Origin of the sequence: Candidatus Albibeggiatoa sp. nov. BB20 (genome assembly GCA_016744725.1) — a bacterium.
In the GTDB taxonomy this organism is placed as follows: domain Bacteria; phylum Pseudomonadota; class Gammaproteobacteria; order Beggiatoales; family Beggiatoaceae; genus Albibeggiatoa.
The window spans coordinates 1-24082 of record JADGDW010000058.1 but is presented as its reverse complement, the minus strand read 5'-3'; the positions used below and the strand labels follow the sequence as shown (position 1 = coordinate 24082).

Annotated in this window: 16 protein-coding genes; 7 read left to right on the top strand and 9 right to left on the bottom strand. The window is 37.6% G+C overall.

The genetic code is table 11. The features are described from left to right. Positions 1-761: 761 nt before the first annotated feature. Positions 762-3464 (top strand): WD40 repeat domain-containing protein, encoded by a 2703-nt coding sequence (locus ABXH34_RS08475; RefSeq protein WP_353571438.1) that lies wholly within the window; start codon positions 762-764, stop codon positions 3462-3464. Positions 3465-3518: 54 nt separating this feature from the next. Here ABXH34_RS08475 and ABXH34_RS08470 read toward each other — a convergent pair whose 3' ends face one another. Next, positions 3519-3992 carry a class I SAM-dependent methyltransferase gene (locus ABXH34_RS08470; protein ID WP_353571437.1) on the bottom strand — a complete coding sequence of 158 codons (474 nt, stop codon included), beginning with the start codon at positions 3990-3992 and terminating at the stop codon, positions 3519-3521. A 293-nt stretch (positions 3993-4285) separates the two neighbouring features. On the opposite strand from ABXH34_RS08470, the gene ABXH34_RS08465 reads away from it, so the two are divergent. Both ABXH34_RS08465 and lipA read left to right on the top strand, forming a co-directional pair. Continuing rightward, positions 4286-4747 (top strand): DsrE family protein, encoded by a 462-nt coding sequence (locus tag ABXH34_RS08465; RefSeq protein WP_353571436.1) that lies wholly within the window; start codon positions 4286-4288, stop codon positions 4745-4747. Between the two features lie 192 nt (positions 4748-4939). Further along, a complete protein-coding gene (gene lipA / locus ABXH34_RS08460; protein ID WP_353571435.1) occupies positions 4940-5884 on the top strand; it encodes a lipoyl synthase in 945 nt (314 codons plus the stop codon). 59 nt (positions 5885-5943) lie between these two features. Here the strand turns inward: lipA and trxA are convergent, their stop codons facing one another. The 5 genes from trxA to ABXH34_RS08435 form a co-directional block, all read right to left on the bottom strand. Next, entirely contained in the window at positions 5944-6312 is a 369-nt protein-coding gene (gene trxA, locus ABXH34_RS08455; protein ID WP_353571434.1) for a thioredoxin, read from the bottom strand. A 136-nt stretch (positions 6313-6448) separates the two neighbouring features. Beyond that, a complete protein-coding gene (locus ABXH34_RS08450; protein WP_353571433.1) occupies positions 6449-7003 on the bottom strand; it encodes a hypothetical protein in 555 nt (184 codons plus the stop codon). Positions 7004-7181: 178 nt separating this feature from the next. Then, positions 7182-8528: an N-6 DNA methylase gene (locus tag ABXH34_RS08445; RefSeq protein ID WP_353571432.1), complete on the bottom strand. Its 1347-nt coding sequence runs from the start codon at positions 8526-8528 to the stop codon at positions 7182-7184. A 92-nt stretch (positions 8529-8620) separates the two neighbouring features. Then, positions 8621-9943, bottom strand: coding sequence for a pentapeptide repeat-containing protein (locus ABXH34_RS08440; RefSeq protein WP_353571431.1), 1323 nt, complete (start codon positions 9941-9943; stop codon positions 8621-8623). Between the two features lie 84 nt (positions 9944-10027). Further along, positions 10028-11380 carry an adenosylmethionine--8-amino-7-oxononanoate transaminase gene (locus tag ABXH34_RS08435; protein WP_353571430.1) on the bottom strand — a complete coding sequence of 451 codons (1353 nt, stop codon included), beginning with the start codon at positions 11378-11380 and terminating at the stop codon, positions 10028-10030. A gap of 491 nt (positions 11381-11871) precedes the next feature. Between ABXH34_RS08435 and ABXH34_RS08430 the strand changes: the two genes are divergently transcribed. Continuing rightward, positions 11872-12795, top strand: coding sequence for a hypothetical protein (locus ABXH34_RS08430; RefSeq protein ID WP_353571429.1), 924 nt, complete (start codon positions 11872-11874; stop codon positions 12793-12795). A gap of 56 nt (positions 12796-12851) precedes the next feature. Beyond that, positions 12852-13724 (top strand): 4-hydroxybenzoate octaprenyltransferase, encoded by an 873-nt coding sequence (ubiA, locus tag ABXH34_RS08425; RefSeq protein ID WP_353571428.1) that lies wholly within the window; start codon positions 12852-12854, stop codon positions 13722-13724. A gap of 73 nt (positions 13725-13797) precedes the next feature. On the opposite strand, the gene ABXH34_RS08420 is transcribed toward ubiA, so the two are convergent. From ABXH34_RS08420 to ABXH34_RS08410, 3 genes are all read right to left on the bottom strand, one after another. After that, the gene (locus ABXH34_RS08420; protein ID WP_353571427.1) at positions 13798-15462 is read right to left on the bottom strand and encodes an SGNH/GDSL hydrolase family protein; all 1665 of its coding nucleotides are present in this window, start codon (positions 15460-15462) and stop codon (positions 13798-13800) included. Between the two features lie 165 nt (positions 15463-15627). Continuing rightward, on the bottom strand, positions 15628-18684 hold the full coding sequence (locus ABXH34_RS08415; RefSeq protein WP_353571426.1) for a hypothetical protein: 3057 nt from the start codon (positions 18682-18684) through the stop codon (positions 15628-15630). A 188-nt stretch (positions 18685-18872) separates the two neighbouring features. Continuing rightward, positions 18873-20417 (bottom strand): S8 family serine peptidase, encoded by a 1545-nt coding sequence (locus ABXH34_RS08410; RefSeq protein WP_353571425.1) that lies wholly within the window; start codon positions 20415-20417, stop codon positions 18873-18875. Positions 20418-20773: 356 nt separating this feature from the next. Here ABXH34_RS08410 and ABXH34_RS08405 point away from each other — a divergent pair, with 356 nt between their 5' ends. Both ABXH34_RS08405 and ABXH34_RS08400 read left to right on the top strand, forming a co-directional pair. Continuing rightward, the gene (locus ABXH34_RS08405; protein WP_353571424.1) at positions 20774-23167 is read left to right on the top strand and encodes a protein kinase domain-containing protein; all 2394 of its coding nucleotides are present in this window, start codon (positions 20774-20776) and stop codon (positions 23165-23167) included. Further along, positions 23139-23948 carry a Stp1/IreP family PP2C-type Ser/Thr phosphatase gene (locus ABXH34_RS08400; RefSeq protein WP_353571423.1) on the top strand — a complete coding sequence of 270 codons (810 nt, stop codon included), beginning with the start codon at positions 23139-23141 and terminating at the stop codon, positions 23946-23948. The genes ABXH34_RS08405 and ABXH34_RS08400 overlap by 29 nt, the downstream gene beginning before the upstream one ends. Positions 23949-24082: the final 134 nt, after the last annotated feature.

Below are 24082 nucleotides of genomic sequence, written 5' to 3'. Positions count from 1 at the left end.
GTTGTTTCACTTACTGCTGACTCAACAACTTTGCCGCTGTGCCCCGTGAAAGATTGCGAATTATACGCATCTCACAAATTACGTCAACTACTTTCTTTAATGTTTTTTAGGAAAATCTTATGGACAATAAAAAATGCATTTAAAAATCAATTGTCTATATAAAAATAGATTTCGGAATAAAACTAAAAAAACTAATTTCAATTCATAAAATAGCGTCTTTTCATTATTAGACTACTTATCTTATATAGTATTCATCAACACCATCCAATAACGTTATATTCAGCCATAATCAACATAATTGGCTTCTATATTGTTACATCTATATATAGTTAGAATATCTTAGTAATTTAAATCACTCTAATGAAGCACTTTCAAATTGGCTAGCATTGGCTTCTTCAATATAGCATGGGCGCACATTTGGGGATTTTAATATTGTTACCAAAAGCTCTACAAAACGATTATCCAGTTGTTTTGCTTTTCCAAAATCTTGAACACAAAAAATATGCAACGCTGCATCTTCAATGTTTTTCCAATGTTACAAACGAATTTCTTTAATCGCACATCGTTCTTAATTATAGAGTTTTTAATTCAATCTCTATCGAAAAACAATTGTAACTTCAATGACTTCTCATGCAAAAAAACAACACCATTCAACCCTGAAAATCTTAGATTAACGCATAAAATACAGCTTAAAACTAGATATTACATGATTTGCTGCTAAGCTCTGTGGCATATTTTATCAAAATTTACAGGATACAATTATGTTTTCCAAATATCATTGGCTCATATTCAGCTTTGCCCTGTGGCTGAACTTTGGGCAATATACATGGGCGGTTGAACAAGTCGTCGAACCGATTCAAACATTTTTAGACACGGGCAATACAGCCAGTCATACCGAATTGGTGACCAGTATTGCGTTTTCATCTGATAATCAGTTTCTGTTATCGGGTAGCAAGGATGGCACAATCAAGCTGTGGAACGTAACTACAGGTCAAGAAGTGCGTACTTATCAACAGCAAAGCACGCCTATTACATTAGTAGAATTTTCGCCTAATGGTCAGCAAATTTTGGTGGGCACATCAAATAAGCAATGGGTCATATTTGATTTTAATACAGGTAGCATCATGCAAACCTTAACTGAAGTATCAACAAATACCTTGACTGGCTACAATCCTCATGAAAGAATCGCTTTTGCACCTGATGGCTTATCCTTATTTATTGCAAATAAAGGTACAACTGAGCAATGGAGTCTGGAATCAGGCGTATTAATGCGCACCTATGATAATACAGCATTTCCTATTGATATTTCTGCTGATGGACAATTCCTCGTTTCAGTCAATCAAAATTACTATACACCTGTCGACCACAGCCAAGCGACACAGGTTCAAGTCACTGATATTGCAAATAATCAAGTAGTACAAACCTTTACTATCACGGAAGCAACTGATAATCCGCCAAAAACGGGCACTATCATCTCAAGCCTGAAATTTTCTCCTGATGGGCAAAAAATATTACAAGTTGCCAGTCGTTCGTCTGGTAATGATGCAACCAAACTTTGGGATAGAAATACAGGTCAAGCCAGTGTAGTTTATTTAGATAGAATTGCCGATTTTGCTCATTTTTCAGCAGATGGCACATGGGCTTTATTTGGTAATTTTAACGCGCCGATGGATGTTGTTGAACTTGTAACGGGTAATGTTGCCCAAGTTTTTGGTAATAATACTAATGTTTCAAATGTGATTGCAGCACTGTCCGCTGATAGTCAAAAAGCCGCTTCGTTTGAGCAAAATACCCTTATTTTATGGGATGTGCTAACAGGTAATAAAACCTTTGTTTTTGAAGATAGTAGCAATACAGATGCTCCTCTCGCACGATTCGATCTATCTGTATTAGAATTATCCTCTAATGGGAAATGGTTAGGGTTTGCTGATAAATATGATAATGCTATCAGTTTATTAGATGCTTATACTGGGCAGATTATTAAAACTTTTGAAGGCCATAGCAAAGAAGTTCAACTCCTCAGTTTCACACCTGATAACCAACGTTTAATCTCGGTCAGTGAAGATAATATCTTAAAACAATGGGAAATTGAAACAGGGCTAGAAGTTCAAAACTTTAGCAGTCAAGCGACTATTACCAATATAGCTGTTGCACCAAATAGCCAGCAATTGCTTTTAGTTAAGGATGGTTTTTTAGAGTTACAAGATTTAGCCAATTCATTGTTATGGTCTCAAACTTTATCTGATGAAACGATTAATGCGATTACATTTTCACCTGATGGTAGTCAAATTTTAACCGCAGGCAATAAGTTGATATTACGGGATACAGTAACAGGTAATGTAGTGAAAAACTTCCCAATTGAAAACGAAATTAATCTCGTTAGCTTTTTACCCAATGGGCAATCTTTTATCTCTGCGGATAATACAGGTTTAATTTTATGGGATATGGCATCAGGACAACCGCTACGCCAGTTAGGTAGTTTAGGGGTTATTGACAGAGTCTCTTCAATTTCGATTGCACCTAATAATCAATGGATTGTTGTTGGGATTAATGCCTCAGGAAATCATTTTATACCTGCTATTGCATCAAGTGATTTTTCGATTCAATTATTAAATATTGAGACAGGTGAATTAGTTCGTACTTTCAAAGGTGTTTCTTCAAGTGGCGTGACTCTAAAAGCAGGTTTTGATTTTGTGCGATTCTCTCCATTAGGTAATTTCGTATATACAACCAGCTTTGGTTATTTTGATGAGCATTTTGAGGGTATTAATAAATGGTATTCAGGCTTGGGGGCAGTTGCTGAGCCTGAAAACAATACTTGTAGCGATCAAGTATGTAAATATAAGTTATCAATTAATGAAGCAGGGTTTTATGTGGCTGAAGTTACTTTACCTACAGGTGAGACAGAAGGCCAATGGGGCTTATCTATTAATAACTCTAGCGGTTCAAACCCAAGTGGATTTAGTGCAGGTTCTGTATTACGTCGTGATGGCGAAGCACCGGGGTTCATCAGTTTTTATCTCACTGCACCAACGGCTGTTAATTTGGAAGTGGTGGAGTATTTGAACAAATTGACAGAATTAAGTGTCACTGTGAAAAAAGATAATACCGATATTGTTTATGGCCCAGTTACGATGCCTGTTGGTACAACCAATCAAACCACGGTGTTAGAAGCGGGCTATTATGTTGTCACTATTTCTAGCTTAGTTGGTGGTGAACGTAGCTATGTTGGTGTTGGTGTCTATGGCAACAATATTCAAAGTAACGTTGATGTTGGCGGTATGATTGATGAAAGCACAGGTTTAGGTTTTATTGGTTTCTTAGTCACTGAACCGATGGATGTTCAATTTAATTTGCTCTATGGCGGTAATTACAATCGACTGGGCGCAAGCGATTTGAAATTAGAAATCCTGCGCAGCCTAGATGATACACAACAATCCACCTGGTCTTCTGATAGTCAATAATCTATAGCTTAAGGAGTGTGTGTTTCATTATGACATGCACTCCTAATTAACAACTTAGCTATTTTGGTGCTTAGTGATAAAATACATAAATTCTTGGTTTGTACCATTTGACATTACATGAGTGTGAGCTTCTGTTGAATCTAATACCAAATCACCCACCAAAGTCACCTGCATTTTTTTTGCATCATACTGCACAATATCCAAACCACTACACATGTTAGGCCCTTCAAGCGAAAATGTCCCAATAACCGCCCGTCCCTGTTTTGTTAAGCCGCTCAGCAAATTTTTCATATAACGCTGACGATCTACAGCATCAGTCAAAAAATGAAACACCGCTCTATCATGCCAAATATCATAATGCTGAACCCATGACGAATCCATCATATCTTGTGATAAATAAGTAGGAATATGACCTTTATCACCTAAACGTTTTTTGACAATCTCTAATGCTTCAGCAGATAAATCAACCAATGTTATTTTATTAATAATCACGTTCCAGTAAATGATCCACCAAAACCAACGCGCCACAACCCACATCCACAATAGATTTTTCTGGTGACGCTTTGACCTTTTCCAATAATTACAAACAGATGGTTAGCTATTCTTGATACCAACTCACAGATTTATGGCCTTTAGTTTGGTAAATATTTTCCCAATGAGTTTTACGCATAATAGGTCAACTGTAATTGTTATAAAGGGAATGAGAAATTAAATTGCTTTAGCAACGAGAGCATTCCAAGTTAATCAAAGCTTTTCAATTATAGTGGCATGGTATAAAGTTTATAGTGTTCTAATATTTTTATTTTTAAGGAGGGAATACTATGTTGAAAAATATCATGTCATATTCTGTTATTAATTTATTAGGTTTATGGGTATTATTTGCAGGCGTTGTCACTGCTGGCGAAACACAGCAAAACGATTTCTTTGAACCAGAACATAAAGTGGTGATTCAAGTCAGTAGCAATGACCCTCAAACTCATAACATTGTTTTAAATAATGCAGTCAATCTACAAAAAGCCTTTGGGATTGATAATGTTGCAATTGAAGTTGTCGCTTATGGACCGGGGTTAAGTATATTCACACCGAAAAGCCCTGCTAGTGAGCGTGTACCCAGTTTGGCTATGCAAAATATCTCTTTTTCACTTTGTGGTAATACACTGGAAAAAGTGACTAAGAAAAAAGGCAAAGCCCCAACCATTGTTGATGGTGTCAAGATTGTCCAATCAGGTGCAATGCGCATTGTAGAATTACAAGAACAAGATTATGCTTATCTTCGCCCTTGAAATGGTTTGAAATATATCGGATTGACAGCCCTAATAATGTATAAACTAATCATCATAGGGCTTTGTCAATGCTTAGTTCTAGCTATCCTAAACCCACGTTTAATATTTAAAAATCAACAAATCTTCCCCATTTATTCTAAAAGCTATTATAATTACTCATAGATTTTTTTTATTACACCAAGCAGCACCGCCATGAACAAAATTGATCCCAAAGTAGGAAAACACCAACGAGGACAGGAAAAAACTGCCCGTATTCCGATTAAGATAGAACCTTCTGAAACACTGCTTCGTAAACCTGATTGGATTCGGATTAAAATTCCTAACAGTAACCAAGTGGCTAATCTTAAGTCTAAATTACGCAAAAATAAACTATATACGGTTTGCGAAGAAGCGACTTGTCCCAACTTAAATGAATGCTTTTCTGGTGGCACTGCAACATTTATGATTATGGGTGATATTTGTACCCGTCGTTGCCCTTTTTGTGATGTCGCACATGGACGACCTGAACCCTTAAACCAAGATGAGCCGCAACAACTTGCACAAACTATTGCCGATATGGCTTTAAAATATGTGGTGATTACCTCTGTTGATCGTGATGATTTACGTGATGGTGGCGCAGAACATTTTGTGCAATGTATTCAAGCTGCTCGAGAAGCCGTACCAACGTTGAAAATTGAAGTTTTAGTGCCTGATTTCCGTGGTCGGATGGAAAAAGCCTTAGAAATCTTTAAACAAGCCGCCCCAAATGTATTCAACCACAATTTGGAAACCGTGCCCCGTTTATATAAGCAATCTCGCCCCGGTGCTGATTATCAATGGTCATTGGATTTATTGAAAGCGTATAAACAGCAACACCCAGAAGTGGCCACTAAATCAGGTATTATGTTGGGTTTAGGCGAAGAAATCAGCGAAGTTGAACAAGTAATGCAAGATTTGCGTGACCACGATTGTGATATGTTAACGTTGGGTCAATATCTACAACCAAGCCGTTATCATTTACCTGTACAGCGTTATGTGACACCTGATGAATTTAAAAAATTAGGGGAATTGGGTGAGAAAATGGGCTTTAGAAATGTGGCTAGTGCGCCACTAGTACGCTCTTCTTATCATGCTGATATGCAAGCAAAAACCGTGTAAATCATTGCTTTTTAGGATATACCGCTTAAACATGCCTGATACTTAAGCGGTTATCACTTTTATGCTGATTGTCCTTCTTTTGCCATTTCGGCACGTACTACATCCATATCTAAATCTTTTGCTTTGCCAATCACTTCTTGCAATGCTGATTCAGGCAAACTACCTGCTTGAGAGAAAACAATCACTTGTTCTTTGAAAATCATTAAAGTTGGAATGGAACGAATATTAAATGTACCCGCTAACTCCTGTTGTTCTTCAGTATTAACCTTTGCAAAAATCACATCTTCATGTTGCTCTGAAACGGCTTCATAAGTCGGTGCAAAAGAGCGACAAGGCCCGCACCAAGGTGCCCAAAAATCAATAATGAGTAGGCTGTTACCATCAACATAAGATTGAAAGTTTTCTTTTGTCAGTTCAACAATTGCCATACTTTTTCCTTTTATAAAGCATGTTTCAAAGATAGTTTGCATTATGACATATTTAAAAATGCTTGTGGGGCTTATCAAATCGTTAATCAAAGGCATGAAACCCAAATAAAATTAAGGGGTGAATCAGTTTTTTGTATTAGGATTTCTCAATTAATTTAATATTGTAATTGGGGAAACGTTGTTGCACTTGCTCGCAATGTTCTAATGCCATTTCATGCTCTAAGTATTGACGACCTAAACCAATGCTACGCCAACCACCACCAGCTTCTTCTGACCATTCGCTATAACTGCCATCAGGAGAAATGAGGCAAATTGTAAAATAATGTTCATGATTTTGCGCCTTAGGTGCGCCTATATCCATTAATTCCTGTTCTAAGCGTCGGGTTTCCTCATCATCATGAATCATAGGCTCTGTATTATTGGCTTTTTGTAGTGCAATTTGATCGGCTTCAGATAATTCGGATTCTAATTTTGCCGTATCTTCTTCTGTATCTCGCATAAAAGTGAGCGTATCCAATACTTTTTGTTTTAACTCTTCATAGTCAATGCCTAATAATTCTGCTTCTAAGCGGCTAATTTCTTCAAAATCTTTGATTCTTTCGTGTAATTCTTGATCTTGGCGTTCTTGTTCCACTTCTAATTCTGATAATTTTGATTTTAGTTTTTTAATTTCTTCAAATAGAGTTAACATGATTTTCTCCAAACCAACTGGCAAAAATATGAATTAATGATTTTATAAATAATGACATATAAGCAATAACTTCACCAATTGTGGAATAACAACAATCGGCAAATAATTGATATATTACTAAAAACGCACAGGTTTGAAAAATGAGGGGGAAATCCTTGTTTGAATTTATTAGCACAATTTATATAGGTTCATCTGTTTCAAGCATTGCTTTCACCTGCTCTAATTCTTGTACTGTTTGTTCTAAAGCGTGCCATAAGATTTCTAATTCATTTGATTCTAAATCATTTTCAGGAAAAATTTGGGCATAAACATCTAAATCATCATTTTTCAAATCTTGCCGATGAAAACATTGCCAATGTTCAGCTTGAGTTTGACGTTCTGTTTGCACTAAGGGATCATCGCCATAAGCTTTTACAAAATCCATTAAGTGTTGGCGTTTTAAACGCCGCTGATAACCGAAGCTAGGGGTTTGAGAACGTAAATCATAACACCAAATATGTTCCGTATCATTATGCGCATTACCTGCATCACGATAGAAAAATAACACTTGAGTTGGCACGCTGTAAGGGTAAAAAATCCCATTGGGTAATCGTACTACAGTATGCAAAATGCAATTATCCATTAATTCTTGACGCACTTGTTGTGCTGAGCCTAATTGATGTAGCAATTCATCAGGTACAATAACTGCTGCCCGTCCGCCTAATTGTAAGGTTTGATAAATGTGTTTTAATAACGCGAGGGCATTATTCAAGACAGTATCATCATCTGCATGATTAACAAAAACTAAATTGCTTAATATCACATCTGCCGACTGACATAGATGTTTATCAATTAACACACTATCAGCCCATTGAATCGTTGCCCGCTCTTTATCCATAATCCCGTGTAATACACAGTTCATCATAGCCAGACGTTGCTTGATTAAACTTTGTTCCATCCCGTGCAATTTTGCAGGTTTCGTATTTTCTTGGGTAATATTGATATATTGATCGCTAGCAACCAAAAAATAGCCCATACCAGCTAACGGGTCTTGAATAATTTCCCCTGCTTGAGGTTGTAGCACTAACATCAAAGCGTCAACCAAGGCCGCTGGGGGTAACAGATATAACTGATTTTTATCTACCCGCGCATAAATATGCAACAGGCGTTCATATATTTCACCTTGCTCTTTAAGCGGCACAGTATTTAAAGCATCTAAAGTATTGAGTAATTGTTGTAATTGCTTTGGATGAGACAGTTGGGTTTCAGCCTGACAATAAATGCTAGCAAGTGTGGCATGTGATGATTGAGATAAATGAGACAAAATATTGCCATAAATATCAAACTGTTCCCAAGTTGCTTGCTTAATCCATTGCTGCCAATGAAATGGCTTGGGTAATTGCCCCTCTAACTTTAGCTCAGGCATCACTTTAACCAACCACAACCAAGATAGTTCAGTTAAGTAATTTGCATAACTCATTCCTTGGTCATGAAATGATTTTGCTGGAAACCAAAGTTGATGTGCAATATCTGCAATTTTAGTCATAAGTGATGATGAGTGATGCAAGTAGCTTATTAAACAACAGTAGTATATATAATTTGGTTAATAAACATACTTATTTATAGATTGATGAACTATTAATCAAATGGACGGCCAAATTGAGCAAGTATCCAAATTGTTAACAAATATAGATTCATTGCAGATTGAAAACCACTTACAGAACGAACCCACCCTCTTTTAATTTGTAAAGTAAACTCACGAGTTTGCAACTTTCTAATCCAATCGCTGACATTATTTCCACTCCAATTGATTTGAAGCGATGTCATTAGGCTAAAGTAAAAGGCAATTTGTAAAATTCTCAACTCTAACCATAATAATTCAATGAACGTTTTTTCATCTCGATGAAAGCATAAAGGCTGATAAATTAAATTTCTTTCACCCCTCATAATACCGCGTCTTATATTATTGGTTTGAGGTTTTGCTTCCCATACAATTTCGAATTGATTATGTTTTGAGTCAACACGTAATGCAATCCAGTAAAAAATAGTAAATAATACAATGAAAGTCAAAAATATAGAGAGCGCATTTTGTGGACCAGCCCCATACTGAGTTGTGACGTTAAAAAATAGCCATCTTAGCGTACTCGTCAATCGCTGTAGCCCACCTTTACGCCAGCCACTTTCTTCTAATTTAACTTGAATTAAATAAGTGATAGCCCTTTCAGCATCACGTATGCCGCGAGTACGATATTCTTTGCGTAATAAAGTCAAAATAGGGCTGAAAGTGTCCAACTCCGCATCATAATATTTAACGTTTTTAAATAATTGCTCACGTTTAATCAAAGCGGGCACTAAGCCCAAGGGGTCTGGTAAAGCGCTAGGAGAAGGAAAAAACCTTGATTCACTCAAATTGGCATTATAAAAATCTGTATCAGATAATAACGACCTAAATATATCAGCACCAACTAAATTTGCATTTACCAAACTGGCACCTGACAAATTAGCGATAAAGAAATCTGCTTTCGATAAGTTCGCATGATAGAAGTTGGTTTTTATTAAGTTTGTATATCTAAAACTGGTAGATTTCAAGTTAGCATAAGCAAAATTGGCAATCGATAAATCATATTTAGACAAGTCCAGTCCACTCAAATCTGCACCACATAAATTAATTCTACGGCGATCTTTTACAAATGGGAAATGAATAATGGTATCTAATTCTTCTCGTGATTTCTTTAGAAGCTGATGCTCATCTACCCATGATTGATGTAAAGGTATCCATTGCGCTAACAACGCTTCAATTTCAATTTGAGTAAATCTATGGCCATAGTAAGGAGGTATTGCACCACATTTTTTTTGCACATCATTGTCGGTCAAATTTGACAAAGATACCGCCGCATATAAATTACAAGAGATAAAAATAGAAAGTCCAATCCATAGAACAAGCCTGATGTAAAAAAACATTTTACCCACCAATAAAAATAATTTTAAAACAGTATCTTGTACAAAATCATAGAAGATTAAATAAATTTCTTAGCCCTGCGCGTTTTATCGCTGACTTGTTGCTCTATTAATCCCTTCTGCGGCGACTTGTGCCAGCCAATGAATTTGACCTTCAGTAATCACATAAGGCGGCATAAAATAAACTACATTGCCAAGAGGTCGCAACAATGCACCTTGACTTAATCCATATTGATAAACGTGTAAACCACGCCGCTGTTGCCAAGGAAATGGGGTTTTGGTCGTTTTATCTTGCATCATTTCAATCGCAACCACCATGCCTTGTTGCCGAACTTCACCAACATGAGGATGGTCTTTTAAAGGCTGGGTTGCATCATACATGGCTTTAATTAATTTTTGATTTTCTGCAATCACATTATCTTGCTCAAAAATATCTAATGTTGCCAATGCTGCCCGACAGGCTAGCGGATTGCCAGTATAGCTGTGCGAGTGTAGAAACGCGCGTAATGTTTCGTAATCATCATAAAAGGCTTGATAAATATTATCAGTGGTTAAAACTGCGCATAATGGTAAATAGCCACCTGTTAAACCTTTAGATAAACACAGAAAATCGGCTGTCACTTCTGCTTGTTCACAGGCGAACATTGTTCCTGTACGTCCAAATCCAACTGCAATTTCATCTGCAATTAAATGTACTTCATATTTATCACAAGCTTTGCGTAGCAGTTTTAAATAGATAGGATCATACATCCGCATTCCACCTGCACATTGCAACAAAGGCTCAACAATCACCGCTGCAATTTCATCATGCTGTTCAGCTAGAATTTTTTCCATTGCTTGGAACTGTCGAATTGCATAGTCTTTGTAGGATTCCCCTTGCTCTGCATAACAACCACTGGGAGAAGGTGCTGTAATCGTCTGAATTAATAAAGGCTTATAAGTTTCTTTGTACAAGGCAACATCACCAACGGCCAGTGCGCCCAAAGTTTCACCATGATAGCTGTCTTGCAAAGTAACAAATTTATTTTTGTTTTTTTTACCCATATTGAGCCAATAATGAAAACTCATTTTCAAAGCCACTTCAATCCCTGCTGAACCATTATCCGCAAAAAAGCAGCGCGTTAATTTTTCAGGTGTCATATTGATGAGACGTTCAGAGAGTTCAATGACCGTTTCATGAGTAAAACCAGCCAATAGAACATGTTCCAAGCTATTTAATTGTTCAATAATAGCAGTGTTGATCCGTGGATTAGCATGACCGAATAAATTCACCCACCAAGAACTCACCGCATCTAAATAACGATTACCCTCAAAATCCTCTAACCAAACTCCTTCACCGCGTTTAATCGGGATTAATGGCAAAGTTTCATGATCTTTCATTTGAGTACAGGGATGCCACAATACAGATAAATCACGCTCAATAATATTTTGATTTGACATAACAAACTTGACTTTAACTATGCAATAACTACGAATATCATGCTGACAAGAAATTGTCAAAATATGCGTCATCTTTTACTATATTTTTATGCTAGACAATGATTTATTTGTTTCGGGATAAATGAGAAAAATGCTCTTAAAACCCGTCGAGGATAAAATTGAAATCGGAGTATTAATTAGGAACGGCATTATAGAAGAACAGATGATAGGGAAGCTAAAACAAGAGCAATTCGTCCTTAAACCTATCTTCGCATAGCGAAGCAGTAATGATTAACCAATAAACCGTTCTCACTTCAAGCTGTCAATATTGTGTATTTTTAAAAGTTGGCGGCTTTTTTAATTCTAAAGTTAAATAACTTGATCATATAGGCTAGGATTATCCTTCTAGTTAGCATAAAATGTAGGAATAGTGTGGTTTTTACCTATCATTAAATCATGTGCGATAAAGAAAGCCATGTTGCATTGTTGTGCTACTCGCAAGGGAGTCCTTCATGAGTTACCTTAATAAATTAAAACAACAAGCTCAGGTAGTTAAAAGCCAGCAACAAACTGCAAAAGACCAAAAAAACCAAAAACAAACCCAGTTTGAACAACATGTTCAGCCCGCGTTAGATAAAATCCAGACTTATTTACAGGATTTAGCTGAGCAACTTAATGTGGTAAAGCCTGATGTGCGTACTCGTTTCAAGCTAGGTGGATTTGGTGAAATTGACAATTTATTGCAAGCTGATTATGAGCTGACTTCACAAATAAATATGAATCTATTACGTCAAAAAAACTATGCAAAGAAGCAAATTGAAGCAACATCAACTACCAAGACTGAAGTTAAACCTGCTTTTTTATTACAATTTATTTGTAAAGCGGAATACCCTATTCGAATTTGTAAGAAAACGCCAAGAGAAGTTCCATTGCAGCGCGATTATTTACATAAGCATGGTTTTAGGTTTAAGTTTGAGGAAGAAAAAACCGTTGATGGCCAATTTAAACGCGGGGTGTTTTTGCTGCGCCCAGATGTATCAACGAAGCTGATTTTCCAAGGCAATATCCAGAATACCAATATCGAAATGACGACAGTTAATTTTAATCTTCTCGGTAAACAACACTATACAATTAATCCTATAGATGTGAATGAAAATTTTTTGGATGAGTTGGCAAAGTATGTTGTACATGATTCTCATTGTTTAGCGATTCATGAAAAAACCACTGATTTGATTAAACCTAAAAAAATGGCAGCACCGAAACCGACTAAACCAGTACAAATGAACGATTTAAAGGTTAAATTAGCTGAAACTTCAGAAACTGATAATGATGAATTTAATCAATGGTTACATCAAACCAAGCAGAACTTAGAAGAGCAAGCGACAGAACCTAAAAAAAAGTCGAGTTTATTCAGTTTGCTCAAAATAGGTGGATAAATCTCAAAATTCGTGATGTTATTTGGTATGATATTCTATTTAACAAGCAAATCATTGTGACTTATTTAACAGATCGTCTATATCAATATACTTTGCTCACGCGTTTGCATCGTCCCATTGGCATTTATTTGCTTTTGTGGCCAACGCTATGGGCAGTTTGGATTTCAAGCGCAGGCCAACCCAATTGGTTAATTGCGACGATTTTTGTTGTCGGTGTGGTCTTGATGAGATCAGCTGGCTGTGTGATTAACGATTATGCTGATCGTCATATAGACCCCCATGTACAACGTACTAAACAAAGGCCTATTGCGAGCGGTGATGTTGCAGGAAAAGAGGCTTTAATTTTATTTATAGTGCTGTGCTTGATCGCGTTTGGATTGGTTTTATTACTGAATCCTTTGACGATTCAATTGTCTTTTATCGCTTTGTTGCTTGCCGCTGTTTATCCCTTTATGAAGCGTTACACCCATTTACCACAAGTATTTCTTGGAGCTGCATTTGGTTGGGCAATTCCGATGGCTTTTGCCGCTGAGTTAAATTCAGTGCCAATGATTGCATGGTGGTTATTTGCTGCGAATGTATTGTGGGTGGTGGTATACGATACTATGTATGCCATGGTTGACCGTGATGATGATTTGAAAATTGGGGTGAAATCTACCGCCATTTTATTTGGACAAGCGGATAAAACGATTATTGCAGGACTGCAAATGCTTGTCATTGGATTATTAGTCGTTTTAGGTTTACAGCTTCAGTTTGGTGGAGCTTATTATCTAGGATTATGTGGCGCAAGCTTATTCGCCCTTTATCAACAATGGTTAATTAGAAACCGTGAACCCGCACTTTGTTTTAGGGCTTTTCTAAATAATCATTGGTTTGGATTGATGATTTTTGTAGGAATTGTGTTGCAGTATTCGATTTCAGGACAATGATTCAAAACGGCTTTATTATTTCAGCGTAAAAAGGTTGGCAGCTTTGTGAAAAACGACCAACCTTATATCATTCCTAATTACTGCTGAATACTAATGCGTTAGCAGATTCGCCAAAAGAGTACAAATCTAAGCTAGGTTGTGTTGCCCCTGCATTACCATAGCTATCACCATAATATACATTGAGTTGTGTACTTGGTGTATCAGCATAGAATGCTAAGAAAGCAGAGCCTGTACCGTCAACCAAACCACCCATATTCACAGTATTGACCATTTGACCGATCACAGATAATCCAAAGTAGCCACGGCTGTTACCTGCGCCACGTTGAAGAACCTCAATTGTATATTGCTCACCCGCAATCAAATCAGATATCGTGGTTGTGCTACCTGTTGCCACGCTTGAGTTAAAGACTTTTTTATTGTCACTGTCTTTAATCACAATACTCAATTCAGTTACAACATTGGTATATTCATACGCACTGATTTCAATTTCTGTTTCAGTAGCCGCGAGTGTGAAACTGGAAAAACCTGCCACACTGGTATCCAATACTGCACCTGTATGGAAGCCACCAAAGACATAATCTGTCCCTGTAAATCCTGCGCTGATACCAAATACACCTTCTGTCCCATCATCAGCAATGTCTGCAGTTGCAACATAAAAACCTGCTGAGCTTAAATCAACTTCATAACTACATACTGAGCCATTACAAGCAGTATCCGTTGTTGTATCAGGCGTATCCGTCGTGGTGTCGGTTGTTGTATCTGTCGTGGTGTCGGGTGTTGTGTCAGGCGTATCTGTTGTTGTGGTGCTGTTATCTTCTTGTAAAAATGTATATACGCTACTTGCAATAATGTCATGAACCGTTGCGGTGGGGTGTGTACCATCCCAAGATAAATATCCATTTGGATTACTGCATGTATTGAATGAAATAATAGATTTTACGCTAAAGCACGCATCTGTCGTGTTAGTTAAACCATAACTATCAGGATTCGCTGCAACAGTGACATTCAAAGTATAAACATCAAAAAATAAAACATCATAGCTTAGTGCTTCAACCGCTGTTTGCAAGGCTTCATTAAATGCAATGCTGACCGCAGTCACTTCAGTGGTTAAACCCAATTTAGCCACATTTGGCGTACCCCCTGCATCAGCCATACCCATGACTAAAATATTGCTTATACCCGCCTGTGATAATTGATCCAATGCCGCAACAATATTGCTAACACTGGTTGCTACTTGCTGGTCAATATCATTGATAATATATTCACCAGGTTGTGCTAATGCGGCTGGATTAGTGCCAATAACATCTTTAAGATAATCATTAGGCCCTGCCCATACAATATAAAGTGAGTCAGCATCAATTGTATTATTGGCTAAATAACTATCAACCTGCTCAGATAAACCTAAGGCATTATCCCCTGTGAATTTAACAATGTTGTCCAACATATTGGTGTCATCAGTTCGAGCACCTGCCCACGCATAGTTATTTGCTTGGTCATAAGTTAAGCCAAAGGCATCATTTAGAGACTCAATCCACACGTTACCATTGCTAATTCGACCATTGAAATAAGGACTGGGTGGAATTAAAGTCGCTGCAAATAAATTCCCTGTATCTGACAAACTATCACCAAATACATAAATATTGTTATAAGTTGCCGCCCAAGAAGCTGAGGTACTTAAACCTAAAACCAAACCCACTGTCGCAAGGGGTTTTATAAGTTTGCGATAAAGTAGAGACATGTAATGAACTCCTTTAAAAAATGAAAGATTCACAAAATAATTATACTGTTTTTTCAATATCGATTTTTCAGACATAAAAAAAGCGATACATCATTTGCATAATGTACCGCTTTTTCAAGTTTTGAGAAACACTTAAGTTTAGAACTTAAGTGCTATTATCAAAGCTTATTCAGGTTGTGCAGAACAACCAATTTCATTAGTGTTATATACAATTTCACCAGTATCAGTTAAACGATAACCAATGAAGAAACGACCAGAACCTTTCTGACCAACACCACCATTCCAATCAAATAATTCATAAGATTGTCTTGCTTTCAAGGTTACAGTTTTGAATGGCTCATAGTTGATGACACTAATTGTTTCATCACCAAAAGGTAATGATAAGCCATCAGCATTAACGAATAATCTTAAACCAAGGTCTAAGCCTTCGAAAGTAAAGTCATTGAACCCATCAGCATTACCGTCTGCATCAGTATTTGCTTCTAAGCCTTGAGTGTAAATGCTATAGAAGAATGAGTTTTCACCAGCATCTGTTGTTTCAGCTAAGAACAAAATATCAGCTTCTTTACCAACATCAGCAGGATCAGCTTCAACTACACCCATTAATTTCATAGGTGTAAGTAAACCATTTGCAACTGCATTGTTAGCTACGTCACCTGCATTCACTGAACAACCACCACGAATCTTCGCAGCACTTGTAGTTGGGTTACCGTCAGCACCAATGCCTGGAACACCTTCTTCAATGATAGGAATGAAACGACACGCTGTCGCGCCTTCATCGTAGAAACCACCAGCATCTTCACAAGTTGGGTTAGTTGTAGTTGAACATACTTCTAAGTTGTTTTCGCTACATACTTCTTCAAGAATGCGAGTTACGTTGAATACGCGAGCATCAGAATTAACAGCACCAGTTGCGTCAGAGAAAGAAACAGTGAATTGACCTTCAACTGCGCCAGCTGAGATAACAAAAGTCTTACGACCATTTGTTTCAGAGAAGTTTAATGATTGGCCTGCAACAACGGTTTGTTCAGCACCATTAACAACTTCTTTAACAACTGGAGAACCGATTGGTTTGTCACCAGAACCTGTTACATTGATTTTAACCACAGTGTTTTTAGTTGAGTCAGAATCAACAAAGATGTTGCCATCTTGGTCTAATACTTCAACAGTCATTGCAACTTCACTGTTAACAGGAATATCTGTTTGTTCAATGTAAGTTGAAATGTCTTGCATAGATTGCAATTTAGGAACAGTTGTAGTAACAGTTAATTGTTTGCTACCTAAACCAGGTTTAGTGAAGCTTACAGCAATTGAATCTTCGCCTGCGAATGGAGTTTCACCAGAAGCTGCATAAGTTACAGTTGCATTTTTACTTTCGCTACGACCAGGAACACCGAATTCACCATCAGCTTGTACTGGTGTACCATTGCTAGAAGCAATGCGAAATTCACCTGTGATGTCCTTAGTGATTGGGCTACCTGTTACAGGATTACCATATTCGTCAGACATTTTGAAGATAACTTCAGGAATGCTTACAGTGTAGGTTTCATCAGAAGATAAACCACCTGGGCTAATAGAAGTTACGTCATAACCATGAGCATTAACCATTTTCACATCAGTTAAAGCTGCAGTTTGGACACCTGGTGCACTTTCAACAACAACTTGACCATAGTTTCCAGCCGCATCACCCACTAAATATGTAGCAGGAGAATCTGTACCAACTCTGAATAACAAGTCAACATTATTTACATTAGCACCTTCAGATTGACGGCTTACATTTAAGCTTTCTGTGCTATCTAAGTTAGTAACACTAATTAGGCTTGCTGGTTGAGCAGTGTTAACATTACCTTTTGCATCAATAACTGTAACATTGAATGCAGATTTAACCTCAGTACCTGCGATTGGTGCAGCTGCAAAGTTAGCTAAAGTAATTGCATTGATACCAATGCTAACCGCTTCAAAAGATAATGCTTCAGATGCAGAAACAGTACTCAAAGGTAGGCCATTGCTATCAACTGGTGTTGCAACTAAGCTTGCTGTACCTAATTTGATAAGTTCGTCTTTAGCGTTACCAACCCATTTGTCACCCGTAACTACAGATGATTTACCTGAAGCCGCATCAATTTTTAAGCTTAACGCAGTATCACCAACAACTTTGTCAGTTGCAGTATCTTTAATACTTAATAAGATATCGCTACCAGCTTTATTTGTTGTTAAGTTGCCATATTCGTCAACTGCTTTCGCACTAACTTTGATACCTTGACACGCTAAAGCTGTCGTTGCTTGACATGCGCCTGTTGCTGCATTGAATAAGCTATCGTCTGGTTTTAATACTTTAGCTTTTTGATATTCAGCATATAGCTCAATTGCTTTAGGAAGACCTGTAGGAGATACTGTCAATGTATCGGCATAAATTAAGCCAACGCTAGTTGCGTCATCCATAGTTGCTTCAACTTTATGACTACCCGCTTTAACCACTTGGTTGTCTAAAGTGAAGATAGCTTGACCTGCTGACATAGGTTGTGTGTAAACAACGTCTTCGCTTGTTAAGCTTGCATCAAGGATAGTTAAAGTAACGATACCAGCTGCATTTGGGTTTTTAGCTTTAACAGTGATTTGGCCACCTGCAACACCTGCAGTCATTGCCGCATCAATACCATTAGAAGAATCTGTATCAGCAGTGCCATTGCTATCTACAGGAGCTGGCGTAAAGCCTGCAATATCAAAGCTACCTGGAGCAGTAGAAACTGGAACGATAGTCACTGTTTTAGTTGCGTTAGCACCTGGGATATTTTCATAAGCGAAACCGCTTTGAGCACTGCCAGAACGCGCTTGTAATGTGATACTAATTGTATCTTCACCTGTTACATCAGCAGGATAGTTAATATAAACGCGGCCATTACCTTGAGTTAATTTAACATAACGTACAGTTTGGGCAAAGTTGCCAGCAGTTGCACTGTCAGGGTGCTCTGCACCACCTACAACTGTACCTTTTTCGCTAGATACCGTTGCAATGATAGTGAAACCACCTTGTTCAGCGAAACGGTCAACTTCATTAGATTCAGCTAAACCCATCAACGCCAAGTTAACAACGCCACCAGCATTCACTTCAGTCTTGTCTAAAATGAACTTACCAGCAGTTGTTGTTGTAGCAGCCCACACAGGACCACCTGCTAAAGCGAAAGCAACAGCAGTCGCTAATACCGTTTTTTTCATCATCATAGCTTACAAATCTCCATAAGTTGGATTAACTTAATTCACTGAGCTCGGGAATTTCGTGAAGTCAGAACTTATATACAACAATTGTTAGTATTAAACAACACTATTGTAAACTTACTACACAATTCTGGCCACACCTTACCCAACGGATTAGTATAAATATTGCACACAATGGGCGTATTTTGCAAGTCCTAATCAATATTTTTTTCTAACAAGTTTTGAGATAGCCACATTATTTTACGAGTTGTAATCAACTGCTTAGCATCTAATGCTACATAAGTTAGCAGTTCATACGCGCCTTCAACTAACTGTGTAGAAATCAAGCCATCCCCAAATAATGCGTCTTGCCCACCAAATAAGAATAAATTTAGCTCTTGTTTAAATTCATCCAAACTAAGAGTATTTACATTATCAGAGGTTGATATAACGCTGTTAGGACGTTGCCAAACGCTGGATAAGTGGGTACGTTGCCCTTGTGCGGTTATTGGAAAATTAAACCGAAAAAACACATTCCCACTATAGCCTTGCAATTGGCTTGACGCTAAATATACCACAAAATTGTCGTAATAATGATACACATTTGCAGATTTTGGCTCATAACTTATTTTAGGAGTCTCATCAGTTTGTGTGATTGTTGTTACAATAGGTAATTGTGCTTTACCAAATCCCGTTTTTAAATCATAGCCCAGTTCAGTTATATCCAGTATAGCATTCAATAAGCTGGCCAAGATTTCAGGGGCTATGGTTTTTGGCTGTTCTGCTTTCAATAATGCCAGTAAACCTGCAGTCACCGCAGTGGCGGCAGATGTGCCCACGGTAAAATTGGTATATTGTTGTCCTGCTTGGGTTGTCCATAAATCAACACCGGGGGCAAGTAGGTCTAAACCATCTCCATAGTTGCTTTTAAATAGGGGTTCATTGTTTTTGTCATGTGCGCCGACCCCTAACACCCATGGTAAATTTGCAGGAAAGCCCACTTGATTATTGCCTTCATTTCCTGTTGCTGCGACTAAAATTTTGCCTAGGCTTTTTGCGTATTGTAGGGCTTGCTCAACCCAAGGTACAGATTCATTTAAAACCAAGCTCATGGAGATAATATTGGCATCAGTGGCAGTCGCGGCTAAGATTGCGGCGGCTAAATCTGCGGATGAGAAGCTGCTCAGGCCGAATCCATCGGCATCTTGGGTGTTGAGTTTATAGGGGATGAGTTTTGCTTTCGGGGCAATGCCACAAACGCCAATTTGATTATCACAGCTTGCGACCATCAAACCTGCCATTTGTGTTCCATGGCCGAGCGTGTCATATGGTAGTGCATCGTCATCACCAAAGTCGTAGCCTTGGTCAAATAAGATATTTTCTGTTAGGTCAGGTTGATTTGGATCAATGCCACTATCTAACATTGCTATCGTAACGCCTTCACCTTGGGTAATTTGCCACATTTGAGGGACACCCATTGCATCTAAATGCCATTGTTCAGGGTAATAGGTGTCGTTTGGTGTAATCACTGCCTCGGCGGCAAAATGGCCTTGTACGTCCTTATATAGATGTGTACGTTGACGGGTGGTGTTTAGTTCAGTTTTAGGAAGTTCTAACACGAGCCAATCTAACGGCGATAAGTCTTGGATTACATACTGTTGCCAGTCAGAGGGCAGGGGTTCACTAGCAGGATGTAAGATTTTTTCAGCATAAAGGTTGTGGGAAATAACAAGTAAAAAAACACTCAAGCAATAGCGCATTGTATTTAACCTAATTTGTAAGGGGTTTTTAATATTTATTATCGTCTTGAGTTAGGGCAAAACAAGCAATATTGTTTGTGTTAATTGTTGATTTTCTTTGGATAGATGGTAGCAAAAATTGTGATAACCTCAGGAATGCAGCATTTATTCTGCCCAAGCAACACAAGTTTTACACTCTTTCAAATGTTATTCAATTCTGAGTTCTTAGTTAAAACAGGATGTATTTCTAATTAGGTTTAATCTACTTTGAAAACATGTAATTTTGACAAACAACGAACCCATGCTTGTTATGCATATTTCCCAAATGGCATGTAATCTGCACTCTTGGACTCAAAGTATTACAAAACTGTACGATAATGAAAAAGCTGCTAGGAGACAACTTAAATCATACTTTTCCAATTCATTTTTGGGAATATGACAGTGTCTATATCATTTGCATTGCGGCTCTATTATTAATTTCCAGTCATGGCTTACAACCTATTGAACAATGGCTTTTGCAGCAACATATCACCCAATTTGCAAAACCTGCTCATCCACAATTAGCCATTATCGCCGTGGACACTCAAACCCAAATCGCCTTACAAGAATATCCGATTGGCCGCCAGCATTATGCTCAATTAATTAAACAAATCGCGCTCCATGCTAAAATCATTGGATTGCACTTAGATTTATCACAGCCGCAACCTAACCCGATTCAAGCCCAAATTGACACGCTAGTGACATATTATCAGCAGTCAAAATTACCAGCCTTACCAAAACATTTAGAACAGTTGCAACACATCATTGCCGATAGTCAACATGTCCGTGCTCGCTTAGCAACCGATCAAGCTATTTTGTTTCAATTACAGCAATTTTATCAAAAACAATTTGAACCTGATAAAACCCTAACAGAATTACTACAATTACAAGATAGATTAACGGGCTTAAGCTATGAGCTAAGTGGCGATGCCCGTTTAAGTGAAGTGCTAGCACAATCAGATAATATCGTATTAGGGCAATATAAAACCAAACCGTTACCCGCTATTTTTAATCAATATGGATATAAAGTCGCTACTTTAGATAAAAATCAATCTAATCACTTGGCATCAGCAATATTACAAAGAATTCAATATCAATATCAATATCCTGTTCCTGCCCGCATCATGCCTATCAGTAATTCCAATTTGCAAATAGACAGTTTAATTGATGTTTTACAAGGTAAAATTAAACCTGAAACCTATCAAAATAAAATTGTGTTAATCGGTGAAACGGTGGGCATTCATGCTAATGAAGTAGTTAAGATGGGCAACATTTTAAATAGCTTGCTCAATCAACAATATTTACAGTCTCATCCATGGACAAACTATGTAGAAATGATTTTGTTTTTTAGTAGTTTTCTGTATTTATTGTTTTCTCAGTCCCGTTTAAAACATAAGTTATGGCTTGCTGCTGCGTGGATAATGGGTTTATGGGCAATATATGTCACTTTGTTTTACTATAGTTGGACTATAGATATTGTATTACCCGTCTTATTTGTCGTGGTAACGCATTTGGTATTAGGTTTGAAGCGATTAATCGAAGCCTATCAAGATGCAGTACGTTTACATCCAGAAGCAGTCGAAAGTAATCGTTTACTTGGCTTAGCATTCCAAGGCCAAGGCCATTTAGATTTAGCCTTTGAAAAATTCCGTTTATGTCCACCTGATGAGGCTATTTTAGGCTTGCTGTATAATTTGGCTTTAGATTATGAATTGAAACAACAGGCGCGCCGATCGATTGCAGTCTATCGTTATATTTTGGGACAAAACCTGATGTTTCGGGATGTGCAACAGTGTTTAGACCGTTTACAACGTTTTAGTTTACCAAAATTATCACTGAAGCATTTATCACAAACCACCTTGGATAACAGTACCCAAAAGCCTAATATTGGCCGTTATCAAATTGAGCGGCAATTAGGCAAAGGCGCAATGGGTGTGGTGTATTTAGGGCGAGATACCAAGCTTGACCGTTTAGTTGCAATTAAAACCGTGCCTTTGTTTGAAGAATTCGATACCGATGATTTACAAGAGGCGGTGATTCGGTTTTTCCGTGAGGCCAATGCCGCAGGACGTTTACAGCATGACGATATTATTCAAATTTACGATGCTGGTGGCGAACAAGATTTAGCCTATATTGCAATGGAATTTTTTAAAGGTGGAAATTTAATCCCTTATTCACGTAAGGAAAATCTTTTACCTATCAATATGGTACTAGATATTATTAGTCGCATTTCCACTGCTTTGGATTATGCACATCGACATCAAGTAATACATCGAGATATTAAACCTGCTAATATTATGTACAATCCTGCGACAAATCAGATTAAAATAGCCGATTTTGGTATTGCACGTATTACTGATACGCATAAAACAAAAACAGGCGTTATTTTGGGTACACCTTCTTTTATGTCACCAGAACAATTGGCAGGTAAAAAAATTGATGGTCGTACCGATTTATTTTCACTAGGAATTATGTTATATCAATTGCTGACAGGAACATTACCGTTTCAGGCAGATTCAATGGCAAGTTTGATGTTTAAAATTGCTAATGAATCACACCCCGATATAATCCAAATACGTGCGGACATTCCTATTCGTTTAAAACATATCATTGACACTGCATTAACAAAAAATCCGCAAGCTCGATTTCAAACTGGAATGCAGTTTGCTCAAGCGTTGCGTGATTGTAGTGATGAGGCTGAATATGCGCCTAGAAATGAGTTATCTTTCTGACACAGGCTTGGTTAGAGACCATAATGAAGATTATCTTAGTTGCGATGAAACACTGGGTTTAGTGGTTCTGGCCGATGGCATGGGAGGTTATCAAGCAGGCGAAGTCGCCAGTGAGATTGCTGTGCAAACGGTCATGTCAAATTTGACAGAGCTTGCCGAGTCCGCAACAGAAGAAAATGATAATCCTCTCGGCACACATACGAGTGTGCAATTAGAACAATCTATAGTGAGAGCCAATCAGTCCATTTTTAAAGCGGCTGAGGAGCAAACCAAATATCATGGTATGGGCACAACCATCGTGGCGACACTGTTTCATGATAATACGGCGTTTATTGCCCATGTTGGTGATTCTCGATTGTATCGGTTGCGACACCGTGAATTTAAGGCATTGACTAAAGATCATTCAGTGCTGCAAGATTTAATTGACTGTGGCTATTACACACCAGAACAAGCTCGCCATTCCCCTAATCGCAATTTAGTGACACGTGCGCTAGGTGTAAGTAAAATCGTTAATGTGGATGTTCAAGAGCAATTCGTATTAGCCAATGATATTTATTTGCTTTGTTCTGATGGCTTGAATGATATGCTGGAAGATATTGAAATTTATAATATTTTGTCTGATTGTCAACATGATTTATCTTTGGCCACCCAAAATTTAGTCGATGCAGCAAATAATAAAGGCGGTGAAGATAATATTTCTGTCATTTTGGTAAAGGTATTAATTGAAGATTTAAATCAAGATAAGAACTGGTGGCAGAAGCTGGTTAATTTTCGATTCTAAAAGCCGTTTTTTATTAACATGTTTACACTAGCGATACAAACAAATAAACCCATAAAATCTAAACAGATAGGCATAAATACGTTCTTAATATGGGTTTAGAAAAGTATTTTTTAAGACTCCATATAGATCAATAT

Bases quoted from the DNA above. Each gene is read 5' to 3' on its own strand.
- ABXH34_RS08475 (WP_353571438.1), top strand. From the start codon at position 762: ATGTTTTCCAAATATCATTGGCTCATATTCAGCTTTGCCCTGTGGCTG.
- ABXH34_RS08465 (WP_353571436.1), top strand. From the start codon at position 4,286: ATGTTGAAAAATATCATGTCATATTCTGTTATTAATTTATTAGGTTTA.
- lipA (WP_353571435.1), top strand. From the start codon at position 4,940: ATGAACAAAATTGATCCCAAAGTAGGAAAACACCAACGAGGACAGGAA.
- trxA (WP_353571434.1), bottom strand. From the start codon at position 6,312: ATGGCAATTGTTGAACTGACAAAAGAAAACTTTCAATCTTATGTTGAT.
- ABXH34_RS08450 (WP_353571433.1), bottom strand. From the start codon at position 7,003: ATGTTAACTCTATTTGAAGAAATTAAAAAACTAAAATCAAAATTATCA.
- ABXH34_RS08445 (WP_353571432.1), bottom strand. From the start codon at position 8,528: ATGACTAAAATTGCAGATATTGCACATCAACTTTGGTTTCCAGCAAAA.
- ABXH34_RS08440 (WP_353571431.1), bottom strand. From the start codon at position 9,943: ATGTTTTTTTACATCAGGCTTGTTCTATGGATTGGACTTTCTATTTTT.
- ABXH34_RS08435 (WP_353571430.1), bottom strand. From the start codon at position 11,380: ATGTCAAATCAAAATATTATTGAGCGTGATTTATCTGTATTGTGGCAT.
- ABXH34_RS08430 (WP_353571429.1), top strand. From the start codon at position 11,872: ATGAGTTACCTTAATAAATTAAAACAACAAGCTCAGGTAGTTAAAAGC.
- ABXH34_RS08420 (WP_353571427.1), bottom strand. From the start codon at position 15,462: ATGTCTCTACTTTATCGCAAACTTATAAAACCCCTTGCGACAGTGGGT.
- ABXH34_RS08415 (WP_353571426.1), bottom strand. From the start codon at position 18,684: ATGATGATGAAAAAAACGGTATTAGCGACTGCTGTTGCTTTCGCTTTA.
- ABXH34_RS08410 (WP_353571425.1), bottom strand. From the start codon at position 20,417: ATGCGCTATTGCTTGAGTGTTTTTTTACTTGTTATTTCCCACAACCTT.
- ABXH34_RS08405 (WP_353571424.1), top strand. From the start codon at position 20,774: ATGAAAAAGCTGCTAGGAGACAACTTAAATCATACTTTTCCAATTCAT.
- ABXH34_RS08400 (WP_353571423.1), top strand. From the start codon at position 23,139: ATGCGCCTAGAAATGAGTTATCTTTCTGACACAGGCTTGGTTAGAGAC.